The organism is Pseudomonas sp. 32A (assembly GCF_052682255.1).
In genome coordinates this window covers 4,783,781-4,801,460 of sequence record NZ_JBQYLY010000001.1, presented here as the reverse complement: position 1 = coordinate 4,801,460, position 17,680 = coordinate 4,783,781, and the positions used below count along the sequence as shown (strand labels likewise).

At 62.5% G+C, this 17,680-nt stretch carries 12 protein-coding genes; 7 read left to right on the top strand and 5 right to left on the bottom strand.

Going from position 1 to position 17,680, the window contains the following annotated elements; all coding sequences use genetic code 11:
- Positions 1-55: 55 nt before the first annotated feature.
- From ACUN0G_RS22240 to ACUN0G_RS22225, 4 genes are read right to left on the bottom strand one after another with little or no spacing between them, the layout of a single operon-like run.
- Positions 56-1,477: an efflux transporter outer membrane subunit gene (locus ACUN0G_RS22240; protein WP_445574277.1), complete on the bottom strand. Its 1,422-nt coding sequence runs from the start codon at positions 1,475-1,477 to the stop codon at positions 56-58.
- The gene (locus ACUN0G_RS22235; RefSeq protein WP_445575584.1) at positions 1,474-4,599 is read right to left on the bottom strand and encodes an efflux RND transporter permease subunit; all 3,126 of its coding nucleotides are present in this window, start codon (positions 4,597-4,599) and stop codon (positions 1,474-1,476) included. The genes ACUN0G_RS22240 and ACUN0G_RS22235 overlap by 4 nt, the downstream gene beginning before the upstream one ends.
- A 5-nt stretch (positions 4,600-4,604) precedes the next feature.
- Positions 4,605-7,667 carry an efflux RND transporter permease subunit gene (locus tag ACUN0G_RS22230; protein ID WP_445574276.1) on the bottom strand — a complete coding sequence of 1,021 codons (3,063 nt, stop codon included), beginning with the start codon at positions 7,665-7,667 and terminating at the stop codon, positions 4,605-4,607.
- A gap of 13 nt (positions 7,668-7,680) precedes the next feature.
- Complete coding sequence (locus tag ACUN0G_RS22225; RefSeq protein ID WP_445575583.1) at positions 7,681-8,808, bottom strand: efflux RND transporter periplasmic adaptor subunit; 1,128 nt, start codon at positions 8,806-8,808, stop codon at positions 7,681-7,683.
- 240 nt (positions 8,809-9,048) lie between these two features.
- On the opposite strand from ACUN0G_RS22225, the gene ACUN0G_RS22220 reads away from it, so the two are divergent.
- A complete protein-coding gene (locus ACUN0G_RS22220) occupies positions 9,049-9,654 on the top strand; it encodes a TetR/AcrR family transcriptional regulator (RefSeq protein ID WP_258347121.1) in 606 nt (201 codons plus the stop codon).
- Positions 9,655-9,860: 206 nt separating this feature from the next.
- A complete protein-coding gene (locus tag ACUN0G_RS22215; protein ID WP_445574275.1) occupies positions 9,861-10,319 on the top strand; it encodes an REP-associated tyrosine transposase in 459 nt (152 codons plus the stop codon).
- A 115-nt stretch (positions 10,320-10,434) separates the two neighbouring features.
- On the opposite strand, the gene ACUN0G_RS22210 is transcribed toward ACUN0G_RS22215, so the two are convergent.
- The gene (locus tag ACUN0G_RS22210) at positions 10,435-10,875 is read right to left on the bottom strand and encodes a GlcG/HbpS family heme-binding protein (protein ID WP_258347122.1); all 441 of its coding nucleotides are present in this window, start codon (positions 10,873-10,875) and stop codon (positions 10,435-10,437) included.
- Positions 10,876-11,142: 267 nt separating this feature from the next.
- Here ACUN0G_RS22210 and gcl point away from each other — a divergent pair, with 267 nt between their 5' ends.
- From gcl to pyk, 5 genes are all read left to right on the top strand, one after another.
- Positions 11,143-12,918 (top strand): glyoxylate carboligase, encoded by a 1,776-nt coding sequence (gcl, locus tag ACUN0G_RS22205; protein ID WP_063028181.1) that lies wholly within the window; start codon positions 11,143-11,145, stop codon positions 12,916-12,918.
- Positions 12,919-12,928: 10 nt separating this feature from the next.
- Positions 12,929-13,711, top strand: a complete 783-nt coding sequence (gene hyi / locus ACUN0G_RS22200) for a hydroxypyruvate isomerase (protein WP_093207565.1) — start codon at positions 12,929-12,931, stop codon at positions 13,709-13,711.
- 163 nt (positions 13,712-13,874) lie between these two features.
- Positions 13,875-14,765, top strand: a complete 891-nt coding sequence (locus tag ACUN0G_RS22195; RefSeq protein ID WP_017477510.1) for a 2-hydroxy-3-oxopropionate reductase — start codon at positions 13,875-13,877, stop codon at positions 14,763-14,765.
- A 152-nt stretch (positions 14,766-14,917) separates the two neighbouring features.
- A complete protein-coding gene (locus ACUN0G_RS22190) occupies positions 14,918-16,213 on the top strand; it encodes a glycerate kinase type-2 family protein (protein ID WP_258347124.1) in 1,296 nt (431 codons plus the stop codon).
- On the top strand, positions 16,203-17,618 hold the full coding sequence (pyk, locus tag ACUN0G_RS22185; protein ID WP_445574274.1) for a pyruvate kinase: 1,416 nt from the start codon (positions 16,203-16,205) through the stop codon (positions 17,616-17,618). Before ACUN0G_RS22190 ends, pyk begins: the two co-directional genes overlap by 11 nt.
- The last annotated feature ends 62 nt before the right edge of the window (positions 17,619-17,680 follow it).

The window sequence follows — 17,680 nt, the reverse complement described above, 5'->3', positions numbered from 1 at the left end:
CCGTGATTCAAAGTGTGCCGAGAATAACGCGGCGCACACCGGGTTAGCGAGCCGTTCAGTGCTGAGGGGTTTGCCAACCACCACCCAGGCTCTGAATCAACGCCACACTCCCCTGGCTGAGCTGGCCCTGGGTGTCGCGAAGATTCTGCTCGGCTTGCAGCAACACCAGTTGCTGGGTCAGCACGGCCTCCTGGCTGACGGTGCCGGCGCGCAGCTGCGCTTCCTGGCTGCCGAACAGTTGCTGGTTGCGCTGATAGACCTGCTGGAACGCATCGGCCTGGGTTTGCAGATGGTTGATCGCCGAGAGGTTGTCTTCGACGTTCTGCAAGGCGCTGAGCACGGTGCCCCGGTAGTTGGCGGCGATCTGGTCGTAGCTGGCCTCGGCCTGCCTGACCGCCGCTTCACGGGCGCCGCCGTCGAACAGGGTTTCCGCCAGGGCCGGGCCCAGGGTCCAGATGCGATTGGGCAGCGAGAATAGCCCGCCAAGGGCACTGCCCCGATAGCCGGCCTCAGCGGTGAGGTCCAGGGTCGGGAAGAATGCGGCTTCAGCCACGCCGATTTTCGCGTTGGCCGCCGCTGCCGAACGCTCCGCCGCAACCACATCGGGACGCCGTTGCAGCAAGGTTGAAGGCAAGGTCAAAGGGGGGCGCGGCAGCACGAAGCGGTAGTCATCCCGCACAGCCACGGCAAACTCACTCGGCGCCACGCCCACCAGCACGGCCAGAGCATGTTCGTATTGCTCGCGGTCGCGCAGCGAGGTCTGCAAGTCGGCAATCGAAGTGGTCAGTTGATCCTGAGCCACCAGTAACTGGTCGTTGGTGGCGACGCCCTGGGTGAATTGCACCTGGATCATGTCCAGCAGTTGCTGGTTGATCTTCTGCTGTTGCTGCAACAGGCGCACGTCGATATCCATCTGCCGCAGGGCGAGGTAGTTACTCGCCACGCTGGCGCTGATGGACAGCCGCACCCCGGCCAGCAATGCGTCGGATTGCTGGGCCGTGGCCTGGCTGGACTCTATCCCGCGCCGCACCAGGCCCCACAGGTCCGGTTCCCAACTGGCGGTCAAGGTTGCGCTGACGCTGTTCGCGACGCCGCCCGTCGTGGTGCCGGTAGTCGACGTACCGCTGCCGCTGCCCGCCGTTCCCCGCGAACCCGACAACCCTACGCCCACCGTCGGCCACAAACCGGCCCGACTGGACGCCACCTGCGCCTGGGCCAGACGATAAGCCGCCTCCGCCGCGATGATCGACTGGTTGGCCTTGGCCGAGCGCGTCACCAAATCGTTCAGTACCGGATCCTGATAAGCCAGCCACCACTGACTGTCCATCGCCCCTTGGGGGTTGGCCGCCGCGCGCTGCCACTGCGCGCCTTCCTTGAACGACTGCGGCAGCTCCATGGTGGGCTTCTGGTAATCGGGCCCGACCATGCAGCCACCGAGCAGCAGGCTGATGCAAAGCACGCTGTGTTTCACGTTCATAACCTTGCTTCCTTACGCCGACCCAGGCGCTGTGACGCCCGGTCGAGCCACAGGTAGATCACCGGGGTGGTGTACAGCGTCAGCACCTGGCTGAACAGCAGGCCACCAATAATCGAAATCCCCAACGGCCGGCGCAACTCAGAGCCATAACCGGTGCCGAGCACCAGCGGCAGCGCGCCAAGGATCGCCGCCAGGGTGGTCATCATGATCGGCCGGAAACGGATCAGGCACGCCCGGCGAATCGCTTCCTTGGCCGTGAGGCCGAACTCCCGCCGCTCGGTGATCGCGAAGTCGATCATCATGATCGCGTTCTTCTTCACGATGCCAATCAACAGAATCACCCCCACCAGCGCGATGATCGACAGCTCGGTGCCCGTCAGCAACAAGGCGATCAACGCACCGACACCGGCCGAGGGCAAGGTCGAGAGAATGGTCAGCGGGTGCATCAGGTTTTCGTAGAGGATGCCCAGCACGATATACACCGAGAGCAGCGCGGCGACGATCAGCAACGGTTCGCTGGCCACCGACGACTGGAACACCTGGGCCGTACCGGCAAACTGGCCCACCACACTGGCGGGCATGCGCAGCTGCTTCACCGCGTCGTCCACCATCGCCGTGGCCTGGCCGATGGACGTGCCGGGAGCCAGATTGAACGAGATGGTCACCGCCGGGAACGTGCCCTGGTGGCTGATGGAAATCGCCGTGCGCGCCACCGTGTTATCCGCCAGGGCCGACAGCGGCACCAGGGTCTGTTCGGTGGTCAGGTTGGGCGCTGCCGTGGTGCCTTTGGTGGTCGTGGCCTGGGTGCCCGTCGGCACGTAAATGCCCTTGAGCGCTGAAGGGTCGGTCCAGTATTCCGGGGCGATTTCCATCACCACGTGGTACTGGTTGGCCGCGCGATACAGGGTGGCGACCTGACGCTGGCCAAAGGCGTCGTACAGCGCCTGGTCGACCGCCGAGATACTCACCCCGAGGCGTGCCGCCGTGTCGCGGTTGATCTGCACATTGGCCAGCAGGCTGTTGTCCTGCTGGTCGGTATTGAGGTCGGTGAGTTGCGGCAACTTGTGCAGCACCGCCACCACCTTGGGCACCCATTCATCCAGGGATGCCTGGTCATCGGCGGTCAGGGTGTATTGGTATTGCGCGCCACTTTGCCGGCCACCCACGGTGATGTCCTGGGCCGACTGCAAATACAGCTTGGTGCCGGGCAGGTCGCCGAGGCTGCGACGGATTTGCCCGATGACTTCGGTAGCGCTGTCCTTTCGCTCCCCCAGCGGCTTGAGCAAGACAAACATCTGCGCGCTGTTGACCGCCCCGCCGCCACCTCCTCCGCCACCAACAAAGCCGGCCACGGTTTCGATATTCGGGTTCTTCATCACCTTGCGGTTGATCTCGGTGAAGTCCTTCTGCATCGCCCCGTAGGAAATGCTCTGGTTCGCCAGGATGCTGCCCTGCAAGCGTCCGGTGTCTTCCTGGGGAAAAAAGCCCTTGGGCACCAGTACATACAGGACGCCAGCGAGGACGATCACCAACACCGTGACGAACCCCATCAGCACCGTATGCTCGATCACCCAGCCGAGGGTGCGATCGTAGAAGCGGTGAAATCGCGAATCCGGGTGTTCGTTGCCTTGGTGAATCTCCTTCGGCGCCCGCAGCAGCACGCTGGCGAGCATCGGCGTGACGGTCAGGGAGATCAGCATCGAGATCACGATGGCCACCGACAACGACACCGAAAACTCACGGAACAGCCGCCCGACAATCCCGCCCATCAGCAGCAGCGGAATAAACACCGCCACCAGGGACACACTGATGGTCAGTACCGTGAAGCCGACTTCCTGGGCCCCGGCCAGCGCGGCCTCCACCCGGGTCTTGCCGCGCTCCAGGTGGCGCATGATGTTTTCCACCACCACGATGGCATCGTCCACCACAAAGCCGGTGGAAATGGTCAGCGCCATGAGGGACAGGTTGTTCAGGCTGTATCCGAGGAAGTACATCGCGCCGAAGGTGCCAAGCAACGACAGCGGCACCACAATCGCCGGCACCAGGGTGCTGCGCCAGTCGCGGAAGAAGCCGAATGTCACCAGGGTCACCAGCAGGATCGACACCAGCAACGTGATCTCGACGTCATGCAACGAGGCGCGAATGGTGGTGGTGCGGTCCATCAGCAAGTCGAGCTTGATCGTCGCCGGAATCGAGCTTTGCAAAAACGGCAGCGAGGCTTTCACCGCGTCCACCGTTTCGATCACGTTGGCCCCCGGCTGCTTGAACACCACCAGCAGCACCGCCGGCTTGCCGTTGGACAGGCCGAAGTTGCGCAGGTCCTGCACGTCTTCACGCACGTAGCCCAGGTCGGAGATATGGATCAGGTCGCCGTTGTGCGCCTTGACTACCAGCGGCCCGTAGTCCTCTTCGTTGAGCAACTGGTCGTTCGCCGCAATGCCGTAGTTACGGTCGCCGATGGCCACGTTGCCCTTGGGCAGGTTGACGTTGGAGGCGTTGATCACCTGGCGCACCTGCTCCAGGCTGACGCCGTACTGGTTGAGCCGGTCGGGGTTCAACTCCACCCGCACCGCCGGCAGCGCGCCGCCGCCCACCGTCACGTCACCAACGCCGGTGGTCTGCAACAACTTCTGCTCCAGCAGGGTCGAAGCCACGTCATACATCTGCCCCGGCGTGGCGCTGTCGGAGGTCAGGCTGATGATCAAAATCGGCGAGTCGGCCGGGTTGACCTTGCGGTACGTCGGGTTGCCGGACAGGTCGCTGGGCAGGTTGCTGCGGGCGGCGTTGATCGCGGCCTGCACGTCCCGGGCGGCGCCGTCGATGTCGCGGTTCAGGTCGAACTGCAGGATGATCCGCGCCGAGCCGAGGCTGCTGGACGAAGTCATCTGCGTGACCCCGGCGATCTGCCCGAACTGGCGCTCCAGGGGCGTGGCCACTGAGCTGGCAACCGTGGTGGGATCGGCACCGGGCAACGAGGCGCTGACGCTGATGGTGGGGAAATCCACCTCCGGCAGCGGCGCCACCGGCAGCAGCATAAAGGCCAGCGCGCCAAACAGCGCGAGGCCGGCCGCCATCAAGGTGGTTGCAATGGGGCGGCGAACAAACGGCGCGCTGAGGTTCATCGCCATCAGACCGCTTCAGCCGGATGGCGGCTGAAGCGCTGCCCCAGGCTGTGCATGGCAAGGAAGATCACGGGTGTGGAAAACAGCGTCAGCAACTGACTGAGCAACAACCCGCCGATAATCGCGATGCCCAGCGGATGCCGCAGCTCCGAGCCAATCCCCGTCCCCAGCGCCAGCGGCACCGCACCGAACAGCGAGGCCATGCTGGTCATCAGGATCGGCCGGAACCGCAGCTCCGCCGCCTGACGGATCGCAGCCGCCGGGCTCAGGCCGCCCTCGCGTAATAACTCCAGGGCAAAGTCGACCATCATGATGCCGTTTTTCATCACGATGCCGATCAGCAGCACAATGCCGATCAATCCGATAATGTCGAACTGCGTGCCGGTCACCAGCAGCGCCAGCAAGGCCCCGAGCGCCGCCGAGAGCAGCGTCGAAAGGATCGTCACCGGGTGCACGAAGCTCTCGTACAGAATCCCCAGCATCAGGTACACCACCACAATCGCCGCCACCACCAGGAACACCTGGTTGGACAGCGACTGCTCGAACGTCGCCGCCGCACCTTCGAGGTTGGCCTGCACCGACAGCGGCAAACCGACCTTGGCCTCGATGTCCTTGAGCCGCGTGACCGCCGCGCCAAGGGTTTGGCCGGGTGCCAGATTGAACGACACGTCGGCATAGGGAAACTGGCCCAGCCGGTTAATGGTGACGGGCGCCCGCACCACCTGCAGGGTCGCCATGCTCGACAGCGGCGCGACGCCGCCACCCGGGATGTCCACGTACAAGCCCGTGAGCAAGTCCGACAGGTTGCGCGGCGGATGGTCGGTGGCGATTACCACGTGGTACTGGTTGAGCTGGGTGTAGATCGTCGAGACCTGGCGCTGGCCGAAGGCGTCGTACAGCACGTCATCGATTGCCTGGGGCGTGATGCCCAGCCGCGAGGCCGTGGCGCGGTCGAATGTCAGCTGGATCTGGTTGCCGAACTGCATCGCCTGGCTTTGCACATCGGTGAACATCGGGTCTTGCTTGATCGCGGCCAGCAGCTTGTTGGTCCACGTTTCCAGTTCGTCCGGGTCGGTGGCTTGCAGGCCCAGGCGGTAACTGGTGGTGGATACCGTGGCGTCGAGGGTCAGGTCCTGCACCGAGTGCAGGTACAGGCGGATGCCGGCGTCGTCGGCGTTGGCATCGGAGAGCCGGCGGATCACTTCGGTGGCGCTGTCACGTTCACCCCGCGGCTTGAGGTTGATCAGCAGGTTGCCCTGGTTGATGGTCGGGTTGGTCTGGTCGATCCCGACAAAGGACGACAGGCTTTGTACGGCCGGGTCCTTGAGGATTCGGGCGGCGAGACGTTGTTGTTCGGTCTGCATCTGCTGGAACGAAACCGTCGGCGCCGCCTGGGAAATGCCCTGGATCAGGCCGGTGTCCTGGTCGGGGAAAAAGCCCTTGGGCATGATCACCAGGGTCAGCAGGGTCAGTGCGGCGGTGAGCACCACCGAGATCAAAGTCAGGGTGCGGTGCGCCAGTACCCAGTCGAGGCCACGCACGTAGTGGGTGTTGATGCGGTCGAAGAAATCCGCGCGGCGCTCCTGGTGCTTATTCTTCAGCATCCGCGCGCACATCATCGGCGTCAGGGTCAGCGATATGAAGGCCGAGATAACGATGGTCACGGCCACGGTCATGGCGAATTCGCGGAACAATCGGCCGACCACATCCCCCATGAACAGCAGCGGGATCATCACCGCAATCAGGGCAATCGACAGCGAAATAATCGTGAAACCAATTTGCTCCGAACCCTTGAGCGCCGCCTCCAGCGGTGAGTCGCCGGCCTCGATATAGCGCGTGATGTTTTCGATCATCACGATGGCGTCATCCACCACAAAGCCGATAGCGATGGTCAACGCCATCAGCGTCAGGTTGTTCAGGGAGAAGCCCAACGCATAGGCCACCGCCAGGGTGCCCACCAGCGTCAGTGGAATGGTGACGGCGGGGATGATCGTGGCCGGCACATTGCGCAGGAACGCAAAAATCACGATCACCACCAGCACGATGGCCATGGCCAACTCGTACTGCACATCAGTGACCGAGGCGCGGATGGTTTGCGTGCGGTCAGTCAGCACATCGACCTTCAAGGTGCCCGGCAAACTGGCCCGCAGCTTGGGCAGCAATTGCTGCACGCGGTCGACCACCTGAATCACGTTGGCGCCGGGTTGGCGCTGGATATTCAGCACAATCGACGGCGTGCTGTTGGTCCACGCGGCCTGGCGCGGGTTCTCCGGGCCCTGGGTGGAAGTGGCGATCTGCGACAGGCGAATCGGTGCGCCGTTCTTATAGGCAATCACCAAGTCGCGGTATTCCTCGGCCGACTGCAGCTGGTCGTTGGCACCAATGGAATACGCCTGGAACTTGCCGTCGATATTGCCCTTGGCCTGATTGACGTTGGCGGTGCCGAGGGAAGTGCGCAGGTCGTCGATGGACAGGCCAAGACTGTTGAGCGCCGAGGTATTCGCCTCGACCCGCACCGCCGGGCGCTGGCCGCCGCTGATGGTCACCAGGCCGACGCCGGTGATCTGCGAGATCTTCTGCGCCAGCCGTGTATCCGCCAGGTCTTCGACCTTGGTCAGCGGCAATACGTCGGAGGTCAGGGACAGGGTCAACACCGGTGCATCCGCCGGGTTGACCTTGCTGTACACCGGCGGGTACGGCAGGTTGGCCGGCAGGAAGGTACCGGCGGCGTTGATCGCGGCCTGCACTTCCTGTTCGGCGACGTCCAGGGACAGCGACAGGTCGAATTGCAGGGTCACCACCGAAGCGCCGTCGGAGCTGGTGGAGTTCATGGATTTGAGGCCCGGCATCTCACCGAGTTGGCGTTCCAGCGGCGCGGTAATCGACGAGCTGACCACGTCCGGGCTCGCGCCGGGGTATTGGGTGAAGACCTGGATGGTCGGGTAATCGACTTCGGGCAAGGCCGACACCGACAGCAAGTGATACCCCAACAGGCCGAGCAACAGCACCGCCACCATCATCAAGGTGGTGGCGACGGGTCGTTCGATAAAGGGCCGCGAAATGTTCATGCTCGGCAGCTCCTCACTGGGCGACGACCTTCACAGCCGAACCGTCATCCAGTTTGTCGGCGCCCTCGGTGATCACCTGCTCCCCCGGCTTGACCCCGTTCTCGAGCACCGCCGACACATCGCCCATGGACGGGCCGGTCTTGATAGTACGCAGGCTGGCCTTGTCGCCATTTACCACGAACACGAAATCCCCCTTGCTGCCATGCTGGATCGCCCGGGAGGGCACCACGGCGACCTGGGTCAAGGTATCGGCCTTCAGGCGCGCATTGACGAACTGGTTGGGGAACAGCGCATTGCCCGAATCATCGAACTGCGCCTTGACCTTGATGGTGCCGGTGGTGGTGTCCACCTGGTTATCCAGGGCCAACAGGCTGCCGGTGGCCAGCAAGACTTTCTTGTTGCGGTCGTAGGCCAGCACCGTCACGGCGCCATGGCCCAGGGCCTGGTTGATAGCGCCCAGGTCGTCCTCGGGCACCGCGAACACCACGGTGGCCGGGTTCATCTGGGTTATTACCACTATGCCGGTGGTGCTGGTGGTGGTGACGTAGTTGCCCGGGTCTACCAGGCGCAGGCCCACCACGCCGTCGACCGGCGAGGTGATGGTGCAGTAGCCGACCTGCACTTCAAGGTTCTGCACATTGCCCTGGTCGGCGGCCACGGTGCCCAGCTGTTGCTGGACCAACGAGGCCTGGGTATCGACGGTTTGCTGGCTGGTGGAGCCGGCCTTGACCAGTTCGCGGTAGCGCACCAGATCGCGCTGGGCATTGCTCAATACGGCCTGGTCGTGGGCCAGGTTGCCCTTGGCCACGGCCAGTTGGGCCCTGAGGGCGCGATCATCGATCCGCGCAATCACCTGGCCCTTGCTGACGTGCTGACCTTCCTTGAATTCCACGCTGCTGAGGATGCCATCGACCTGGGTGACCACCGTCACACTGCGGGTGGGGGTGACGGTGCCGAGGGCATCGATGTAGACCGGCACGTCCTGCAAGGCGACCGGCACCACGGCGACCGGTTCGCCGGGTGCGGGTGGCTTGCCTTTGTGCCCACCTGCAAAGAAGTGCAAACCCAGGGCAATCAACAACGCTAGCAGTAACAACGTGCCAACTGCCCAGGCGAACGTACGTCGTCTGCTGTTCTCCACGGTTTCTCTCTCGAACGCCGAAATCAGGATGGGACGAGCCACCTGATCGGCCGCTCGCTGCCCTGAACTCTAGCAGCGCGCCCGGCCTGTGCCTGTACGACCGTGAATGCGTTCAGCATCAAGACAGACAAAGTCAGCTGAGCGCCCGCAGAGCAAGGGCTACAGCGGGATTCTTGAGCCCTGCGCAAAGCCGGTGCTACCATGCCCGACCGCCTGTCTTGGCAAGGAACCTCCTGGTCTATGAGCACCATTCGCGAGCGCAACAAAGAACTGATCCTGCGGGCTGCCAGTGAGGAGTTTGCCGACAAGGGCTTCGCCGCGACCAAAACCAGCGACATCGCCGCCAAGGCCGGGCTGCCCAAGCCCAACGTCTATTACTACTTCAAGTCCAAGGACAACCTCTACCGCGAGGTGCTCGAAAGCATCATCGAGCCGATCCTGGCGGCCTCCACCCCGTTCAATCCCGACGGCGACCCCAAGGAAGTGCTGAGCGGGTACATCCGCTCGAAAATCTGCATTTCCCGGGATCTGCCGTTTGCCTCCAAAGTGTTCGCCAGCGAAATCATGCACGGCGCCCCGCACCTGAGCGCCGAACAGGTGGAACAGCTGAATGCCCAGGCCAAGCACAACATCGACTGCATCCAGAGCTGGGTGGACCGGGGGCTGATTGCAGAGATTGACCCGCATCATTTGATGTTCAGTATCTGGGCGGCGACGCAGACGTATGCGGATTTTGACTGGCAGATTTCAGCGGTGACCGGGAAGGCGAAGCTGGATGAAGCGGATTATGAGGCGGCGGCGCAGACGATTATTCGGTTGGTGCTTAAAGGGTGTGAGCCGGGCTGATAGACCGCGGCGTAGCCATCGCAGGCAAGCCAGCTCCCACACTGGATGTGTGCCAGACACAGAATGTATGAACGACGGAAGTCCCCTGTGGGAGCGGGCTTGCCCGCGATAGCGATCTCCCGGACACATCCCGCCAAAACCTGGAACACCCCTTAAAACATTCCCATCTAGCCTTTCAGAACTCACTTCTGCAAAGGGGCAACGGAATGCCTGATCTACCCGCATCATGTCGTCTACGCACTGGCCGCTATAACGAACCCAACCGAATTTATCTTCTGACCAGCAACACACTGCATCGCGAACCAATATTCAGCGACTTCAAGCTAGGCAGACTGGTTGTTCAGGAATTCAGAATTGCGCAAAACCAGCGACTGGCAACCTCACTCGCCTGGGTAGTGATGCCCGACCATTTCCACTGGTTGATTTCGCTGGAAAGCGGTTCGTTGGCTGACCTGATGCGCCAAGTCAAATCCAAAAGTACTCGAGTCGTGAATGCTGTTTCCGGGCGAAAAGGGCGTCTTTGGCAACCAGGTTTCCATGATCATGCCGTGCGGCGCGAAGAAAACCTTGAGGGCATCGCTCGGTACATCGTGGCCAATCCCTTGAGGGCGGGGCTCGTGAAAAAATATGGCGACTACCCCCTGTGGGATGCAATCTGGCTTTGACTGGAGACCGAGTCGCCGCCATCGCGGGCAAGCCCGCTCCCACATTTTGATTTGTGAATACATTCAACTGTGGGAGCTGGCTTGCCTGCGATGACTATCCATCAGTCACCTCAAATCAAGCACTAACCCCCGCATCCGCCCACAACCCCTGCCCCTCGATCGCACTGATCGCACACTGCTCATCAATATCCGACGTATCCCCGCTGATCCCGATGGCCCCCAGCACCACGCCCGCCTGATCCCGAATCAACACCCCGCCCGGTGCTGGCACCACGCTGCCCTGCCCCAAACTATTCAACGCCGCAATAAACGCCGGCCGCTGCTGCGCATCCAGCGCCAGCAGCCGCGAGCCCTTGCCCAGGGCAATCGCGCCCCAGGCCTTGCCAATCGCAATCTGCGGGCGCAGCAGGCTCGCGCCATCCTCGCGCTGCAACGTAATCAAATGCCCGCCGCTGTCGAGCACCGCAATGGTCAGCGGCGCTGACGAAATAGTTCGGCCTGCCGCGATGGCATGACTGGCCAGGTTGACTGCGACTTTCAAGGTTAAAGCGCTCATGGGTGCCGTCCTTATCTTGTTATGGGAAAGCCGTGGGGCTCTGTTTGATCAGAAGCCGGATCAAACAAATAGAACACAATAGATTTATTTTTTGTATACAATATTTCGAAACATACGCACCACGCGTCGAAATATTCCTGTCCAGAAGCCTTCCGACGAACGCAAAGGCCACCCAAGAAAATGGATTGACCTGCCACGCTCGCCGTGAATACACTTCGGACCAACACCACTTGTATACAATTACAAAACGCAAGAGGCACCAAAACCATGAGCAAAATGAGAGCAATCGAAGCCGCTGTCCTGGTGATGCGCCGTGAAGGGGTCGACACCGCCTTCGGTATCCCGGGCGCCGCGATCAACCCGCTGTATTCGGCCTTGCAGAAGGTCGGTGGCATCGATCACGTCCTTGCTCGCCACGTTGAAGGCGCCTCGCACATGGCCGAGGGCTACACCCGCACCAAGGCCGGCAATATCGGCGTGTGCATCGGCACATCGGGCCCGGCGGGCACCGACATGGTCACCGGCCTGTACAGCGCTTCGGCCGACTCGATCCCGATCCTGTGCATCACCGGCCAGGCGCCCCGTGCACGGATGCACAAGGAAGACTTCCAGGCCGTCGACATCACCAGCATCGTCAAGCCGGTGACCAAGTGGGCCACCACCGTCCTGGAGCCGGGCCAGGTGCCGTATGCCTTCCAGAAAGCCTTCTATGAAATGCGCTCCGGCCGCCCTGGCCCAGTGCTGATCGACCTGCCATTCGACGTACAAATGGCCGAGATCGAATTCGACATCGACGCCTACCAGCCGCTGCCCCTGGCCAAACCGTTGGCAACCCGCATCCAGGTGGAAAAAGCCCTGGCCCTGCTGGACCAGGCCGAACGCCCATTGCTGGTGAGCGGTGGTGGCGTGATCAACGCCGACGCCAGCGAGTTGCTGGTGGAGTTCGCCGAATTGACCGGCATCCCGGTGATCCCGACCCTGATGGGCTGGGGCACAATCCCGGACGATCACCCGCAGATGGTGGGCATGGTCGGCCTGCAAACCTCCCACCGTTATGGCAACGCGACGATGCTGAAATCGGACGTGGTGCTGGGCATCGGTAACCGCTGGGCCAACCGCCACACCGGTTCGGTAGAGGTGTACACCGAGGGCCGAAAATTCATTCACGTGGATATCGAGCCGACGCAAATCGGCCGCGTATTCACCCCGGACCTGGGCATCGTTTCCGACGCTGGTTCTGCCCTGACGATGTTCATAGAAGTGGCCCGTGAGTGGAAAGCCGCCGGCAAGCTCAAGGACCGCAGCGCCTGGCTGCACGACTGCCAGCAACGCAAGGCCACCCTGCACCGCAAGACCCACTTCGACAACGTGCCGGTGAAACCACAACGGGTATACGAAGAGATGAACCAGGTGTTCGGCAAAGACACCTGCTACGTCAGCACCATCGGCCTGTCGCAGATTGCCGGCGCGCAGTTCCTGCACGTCTACAAACCCCGCCATTGGATCAACTGCGGCCAGGCCGGCCCGCTCGGCTGGACCATTCCGGCGGCGCTGGGTGTGGTCAAGGCTGATCCGACCCGCAAAGTCGTGGCGCTGTCGGGCGACTATGACTTCCAGTTCATGATCGAAGAACTGGCGGTGGGTGCGCAGTTCAAGCTGCCGTACATCCACGTGGTGGTGAACAACTCCTACCTGGGGCTGATCCGTCAGGCCCAGCGCGGGTTTGAAATGGACTACTGCGTGCAGCTGTCCTTCGACAACCTCAATGCCCCGGAACTCAACGGTTATGGCGTGGACCACGTGGCCGTGGCCGAAGGCCTGGGTTGCAAGGCCCTGCGCGTGTTCGAACCGGGTCAGATCCAGCCTGCACTGCGCAAGGCTCAGGAGATGATCGAGGAGTTCAAGGTGCCGGTGATCGTTGAAATCATTCTGGAGCGGGTGACCAATATTTCCATGGGCACCGAGATCAACGCCGTCAACGAATTCGAAGATCTGGCACTGGTGGGCAACGACGCACCGACTGCCATTTCACTGCTCGATTAAGGAGAACCCCATGCCGCGTTTTGCCGCCAACCTGTCCATGCTGTTTACCGAACAGGATTTTCTTGCCCGTTTCAAAGCCGCCGCCGACGCGGGGTTCAGTGGTGTGGAATACCTGTTTCCCTATGAATTCAGCTCGGCTGAAATCAAGGCGCAACTCGATGCCCACGGCCTGACCCAAGTGCTGTTCAACCTGCCGGCCGGTGACTGGGCCAAGGGCGAACGCGGACTGGCGTGCCACCCGGACCGGGTCGAGGAATTCCGTGCTGGGGTCAACCTGGCCATCGCCTACGCCCAGGTGCTGGGCAATACCCAGATCAACTGCCTGGCGGGAATTCGTCCTGCCGGTGTGGATGACGCCACGCTGGAAAAAACCTTCGTCGCCAACCTCAAGTACGCCGCCGACAAGCTGCAAGCGGTGGGCATCCGGCTGGTGATGGAGATGATCAACACCCGCGACATTCCGGGCTTCTACCTGAACAACACGGCCCAGGCCCTGTCGATTCGGGAGCAGGTGGGCAGTGCCAACCTGTTCCTGCAATACGACATCTATCACATGCAAATCATGGAAGGCGACCTGGCCCGCACCATGGCCGCGCACCTGGGTGAGATCAACCACATCCAGCTGGCGGACAACCCGGGCCGCAACGAGCCGGGCACCGGTGAGATCAACTACCGCTTCCTGTTCGAACATTTGGACCGCATTGGTTACCAGGGTTGGGTCGGCTGTGAGTACAAGCCGTTGACCACCACTGAAGCCGGGCTGGGATGGCTCAAAAGCCACAACGCGATCTAACCCACAACACAGAACCCAATGTGAAAGCAGGGCTTGTGTGGGAGCTGGCTTGCCTGCGATGCAGGCAACTCGGTCTCTCAGTTAAACCGAGGTGATGCCATCGCAGGCAAGCCAGCTCCCACAAAAAGCAGCTCTCACATCGAATAAAGAGAGGATTTTCGTCATGGCTAAAATCGGATTTATCGGCACCGGCATCATGGGCCAACCCATGGCCGCCAACCTGCAAAAGGCCGGTCACCAACTGTTCCTGTCCGAGCACCACGGCAAGGCGCCGGCTGAATTGATCGACGCTGGCGCGGTGGCCCTGGCCAACCCGCAGCAAGTGGCTCAGGAAGCCGAGTTCATCATCGTCATGGTGCCCGACACCCCGCAGGTCGATGACGTGCTGTTCCGCGCCGACGGCGTTGCCGCAGGCCTGGGCCCGAACAAAGTAGTGATCGACATGAGCTCGATCTCGCCCACTGCCACCAAAGCCTTCGCCGCGAAGATCAACGAGACCGGCGCGCGCTACCTCGATGCTCCAGTGTCCGGTGGTGAAGTCGGGGCCAAGGCCGGCACCCTGAGCATCATGATCGGCGGCGACCCGCACACCTTCGAACGCGCCCTGCCGCTGTTCCAGGCCATGGGCAAGAACATCACCCTGGTGGGCGGCAATGGCGATGGCCAGACCGCCAAAGTGGCGAACCAGATCATCGTTGCCCTGAACATCCAGGCGGTGGCCGAAGCGCTGCTGTTCGCCTCGAAGAACGGCGCCGACCCGGCCAAGGTGCGTGAAGCGCTGATGGGTGGCTTTGCCTCCTCGAAAATCCTCGAAGTGCATGGCGAGCGGATGATCAAGGGCACCTTCGACCCAGGCTTCCGCATCAGCCTGCACCAGAAGGATTTGAACCTGGCGCTGGCCGGTGCCAAGGAGCTGGGGATCAACCTGCCAAACACCGCCGGCACCCAGCAGGTGTTCAGCACCTGCACCGCCATCGGTGGCGGCAACTGGGACCACTCGGCGCTGATCAAGGGCCTGGAACATATGGCGAATTTTTCGATTCGCGATAAATAACGCCCTGATCGTTCCCACGCTCTGCGTGGGAATGCAGCCCGTGACGCTCCGCGTCACACAGCGGACGCAGAGCGTCCAGTGATTCATTCCCACGCGGAGCGTGGGAACGATCTGATGCATACCTAATAACAAGAATCCCCGGGAGCCCGCTTATGTCGGTCGATCCGCAACACCTGCTTCGCGAGCTGTTTGCCACAGCCATCGACGCCGCCCACCCCCGGCAAGTCCTCGAACCTTATCTGCCCGCCGACCGCAGCGGCCGCGTCATCGTAATCGGCGCCGGCAAAGCCGCCGCGGCCATGGCGCTGGTGGTGGAAAACTGCTGGCAAGGCGAAGTCACTGGCCTGGTGGTGACCCGTTACGGCCACGGCGCGCCCTGCAAGAAAATCGAAGTGGTCGAAGCCGCGCACCCGGTGCCGGATGCCGCAGGCCAGGCCGTCGCCAAGCGTGTGCTGGAGCTGATCAGCAACCTCAGCGAAGACGACCGCGTGATCTTCCTGCTCTCCGGCGGCGGCTCTGCGCTGCTCGCCCTTCCGGCCGCCGGCATCACCCTGGCGGACAAGCAAGCGATCAACAAAGCCCTGCTCAAATCCGGCGCCGCCATTGACGAGATGAACTGCGTACGCAAGCACCTCTCGGCGATCAAGGGCGGTCGCCTGGCCAAGGCCAGCTGGCCGGCCACCGTCTACACCTATGCAATTTCCGATGTGCCGGGTGACCAGGCCACCGTCATCGCTTCCGGCCCCACTGTTGGCGATCCGAGCACCTCGCAACAGGCGTTGGCGATCCTCAAGCGCTACCAGATTGAAATCCCGGCGTCCGTACGCACCTGGCTGCAAAGCCCGGAGTCGGAAACCGTCAAGCCCGGCGACCCGGTGCTCGCCCGCAGCCATTTCCAGCTGATCGCGCGCCCGCAGCAATCTCTGGAAGCGGTGGCGGTGAAAGTCCGCCAGGCCGGTTTCAGCCCGCTGATCCTCGGCGACCTGGAAGGCGAAGCCCGAGACGTGGCCAAGGTGCACGCCGGCATAGCCCGGCAGATCATCCAGCACGGCCAACCGCTCGCGGCGCCTTGCGTGATCCTTTCCGGCGGTGAAACCACCGTGACCGTGCGCGGCAATGGCCGTGGCGGGCGCAATGCCGAATTCCTGCTGAGCCTCACCGACAGCCTCAAGGGCCTGCCCGGCGTCTACGCCCTGGCGGGTGACACCGACGGCATCGACGGTTCCGAAGACAACGCCGGCGCAATCATGACACCCACCAGCTACGCCCGCGCCGAAGCGCTGGGCTTGAGCGCCCGTGATGAGCTGGACAACAACAATGGCTACGGCTATTTCGCGGCCCTCGACGGCTTGATCATCACTGAGCCGACCCGCACCAACGTCAACGATTTTCGCGCCATTCTGATTCTTGAGAGCCCTGAAAGAGAGTCCCCTGAACATGACGCCTGACAAGAAGGTCAAGATCCTCGCCACGCTGGGCCCGGCCACCGACAGCATCGACGACATCCGCGAGCTGGTGGAAGCCGGGGTGAACATCTTCCGGCTGAACTTCAGCCATGGCGATCATGCCGACCACGCCCAGCGCTACCAATGGATTCGCCAGGTGGAGCGCCAGCTCAACTATCCCCTCGGCATCCTCATGGACCTGCAAGGCCCGAAGCTGCGGGTCGGGCGTTTCGCCGAAGGCAAGGTGCAACTGATTCGCGGCCAGGCCCTGCGCCTGGACCTCGACCCCACGCCCGGTGACCAGCGGCGGGTCAACCTGCCGCACCCGGAAATCATCGCCGCCCTCAAGCCCGGCATGGACCTGCTGCTGGACGACGGCAAACTGCGCCTGCGGGTGATCACCAAGCACGCCGATGCCATCGACACCACCGTGCTCAATGGCGGCGAACTGTCGGACCGCAAAGGCGTGAACGTGCCCCAGGCGTTGCTGGAACTCAGCCCGCTGACCAACAAGGATCGCCGCGACCTCAGCTTCGGCCTGGAACTGGGCGTGGACTGGGTGGCGCTGTCGTTTGTGCAACGCCCGGAAGATATTCGCGAAGCCCGCGAATTGATCGGCGACAAGGCGTTCCTGATGGCCAAGATCGAGAAACCGTCGGCGGTGCAGCGCCTGCAGGAAATCGCCGAGTTGAGCGACGCGATCATGGTCGCCAGAGGGGACCTGGGGGTGGAAGTGCCGGCGGAGAGCGTGCCGCAAATCCAGAAGGGCATCATTGGCGTCTGCCGTCAGTTGGGTAAACCGGTGGTGGTGGCCACGCAGATGCTCGAGTCCATGCGCTTCTCCCCGGCGCCGACCCGTGCCGAGGTCACTGACGTGGCCAATGCGGTGGCTGAAGGCGCGGATGCGGTGATGCTCTCGGCGGAAACCGCTTCCGGTGAATACCCGCTGGAAGCGGTGTTGATGATGAGCAAGATCATCCGCCAGGTGGAAAACGGCCCGGATTACCAGACGCAACTGGACGTCAGCCGGCCCAAGGCAGATGCCACGGTGTCGGACGCCATCAGCTGCGCGATTCGCCGTATCAGCAGCATATTGCCGGTGGCGGTGCTGGTGAACTACAGCGAGTCGGGCAGCTCCAGCCTGCGGGCGGCGCGGGAACGGCCGGCGGTGCCGATTCTCAACCTGACGCCGAACCTGTCGACGGCACGGCGCTTGAGCGTGGCGTGGGGCGTGCATTCGGTGGTGAATGATCGGCTGCGGCAGGTGGACGAGGTGTGTTCCACGGCGCTGGAAATTGCCCAGGCACAGGGTATGGCACAGCGTGGGGATACATTGGTGATTACTGCGGGGGTGCCGTTTGGGCAGCCGGGGTCGACCAATTCGTTGCGGATCGAGACATTGATCTAGCGCCTGTAAGGGCCCCTTCGCGAGCAAGCCCGCTCCCACATTTTGGTCACTGTTCGACATGA

What these genes read in the sequence shown, in the direction of transcription:
- ACUN0G_RS22220 (WP_258347121.1), top strand. Translation starts at nt 9,049, where the DNA reads ATGAGCACCATTCGCGAGCGCAACAAAGAACTGATCCTGCGGGCTGCC.
- pyk (WP_445574274.1), top strand. Translation starts at nt 16,203, where the DNA reads ATGACGCCTGACAAGAAGGTCAAGATCCTCGCCACGCTGGGCCCGGCC.
- ACUN0G_RS22190 (WP_258347124.1), top strand. Translation starts at nt 14,918, where the DNA reads ATGTCGGTCGATCCGCAACACCTGCTTCGCGAGCTGTTTGCCACAGCC.
- ACUN0G_RS22215 (WP_445574275.1), top strand. Translation starts at nt 9,861, where the DNA reads ATGCCTGATCTACCCGCATCATGTCGTCTACGCACTGGCCGCTATAAC.
- ACUN0G_RS22240 (WP_445574277.1), bottom strand. Translation starts at nt 1,477, where the DNA reads ATGAACGTGAAACACAGCGTGCTTTGCATCAGCCTGCTGCTCGGTGGC.
- hyi (WP_093207565.1), top strand. Translation starts at nt 12,929, where the DNA reads ATGCCGCGTTTTGCCGCCAACCTGTCCATGCTGTTTACCGAACAGGAT.
- ACUN0G_RS22210 (WP_258347122.1), bottom strand. Translation starts at nt 10,875, where the DNA reads ATGAGCGCTTTAACCTTGAAAGTCGCAGTCAACCTGGCCAGTCATGCC.
- ACUN0G_RS22235 (WP_445575584.1), bottom strand. Translation starts at nt 4,599, where the DNA reads ATGAACCTCAGCGCGCCGTTTGTTCGCCGCCCCATTGCAACCACCTTG.
- ACUN0G_RS22195 (WP_017477510.1), top strand. Translation starts at nt 13,875, where the DNA reads ATGGCTAAAATCGGATTTATCGGCACCGGCATCATGGGCCAACCCATG.
- gcl (WP_063028181.1), top strand. Translation starts at nt 11,143, where the DNA reads ATGAGCAAAATGAGAGCAATCGAAGCCGCTGTCCTGGTGATGCGCCGT.
- ACUN0G_RS22230 (WP_445574276.1), bottom strand. Translation starts at nt 7,667, where the DNA reads ATGAACATTTCGCGGCCCTTTATCGAACGACCCGTCGCCACCACCTTG.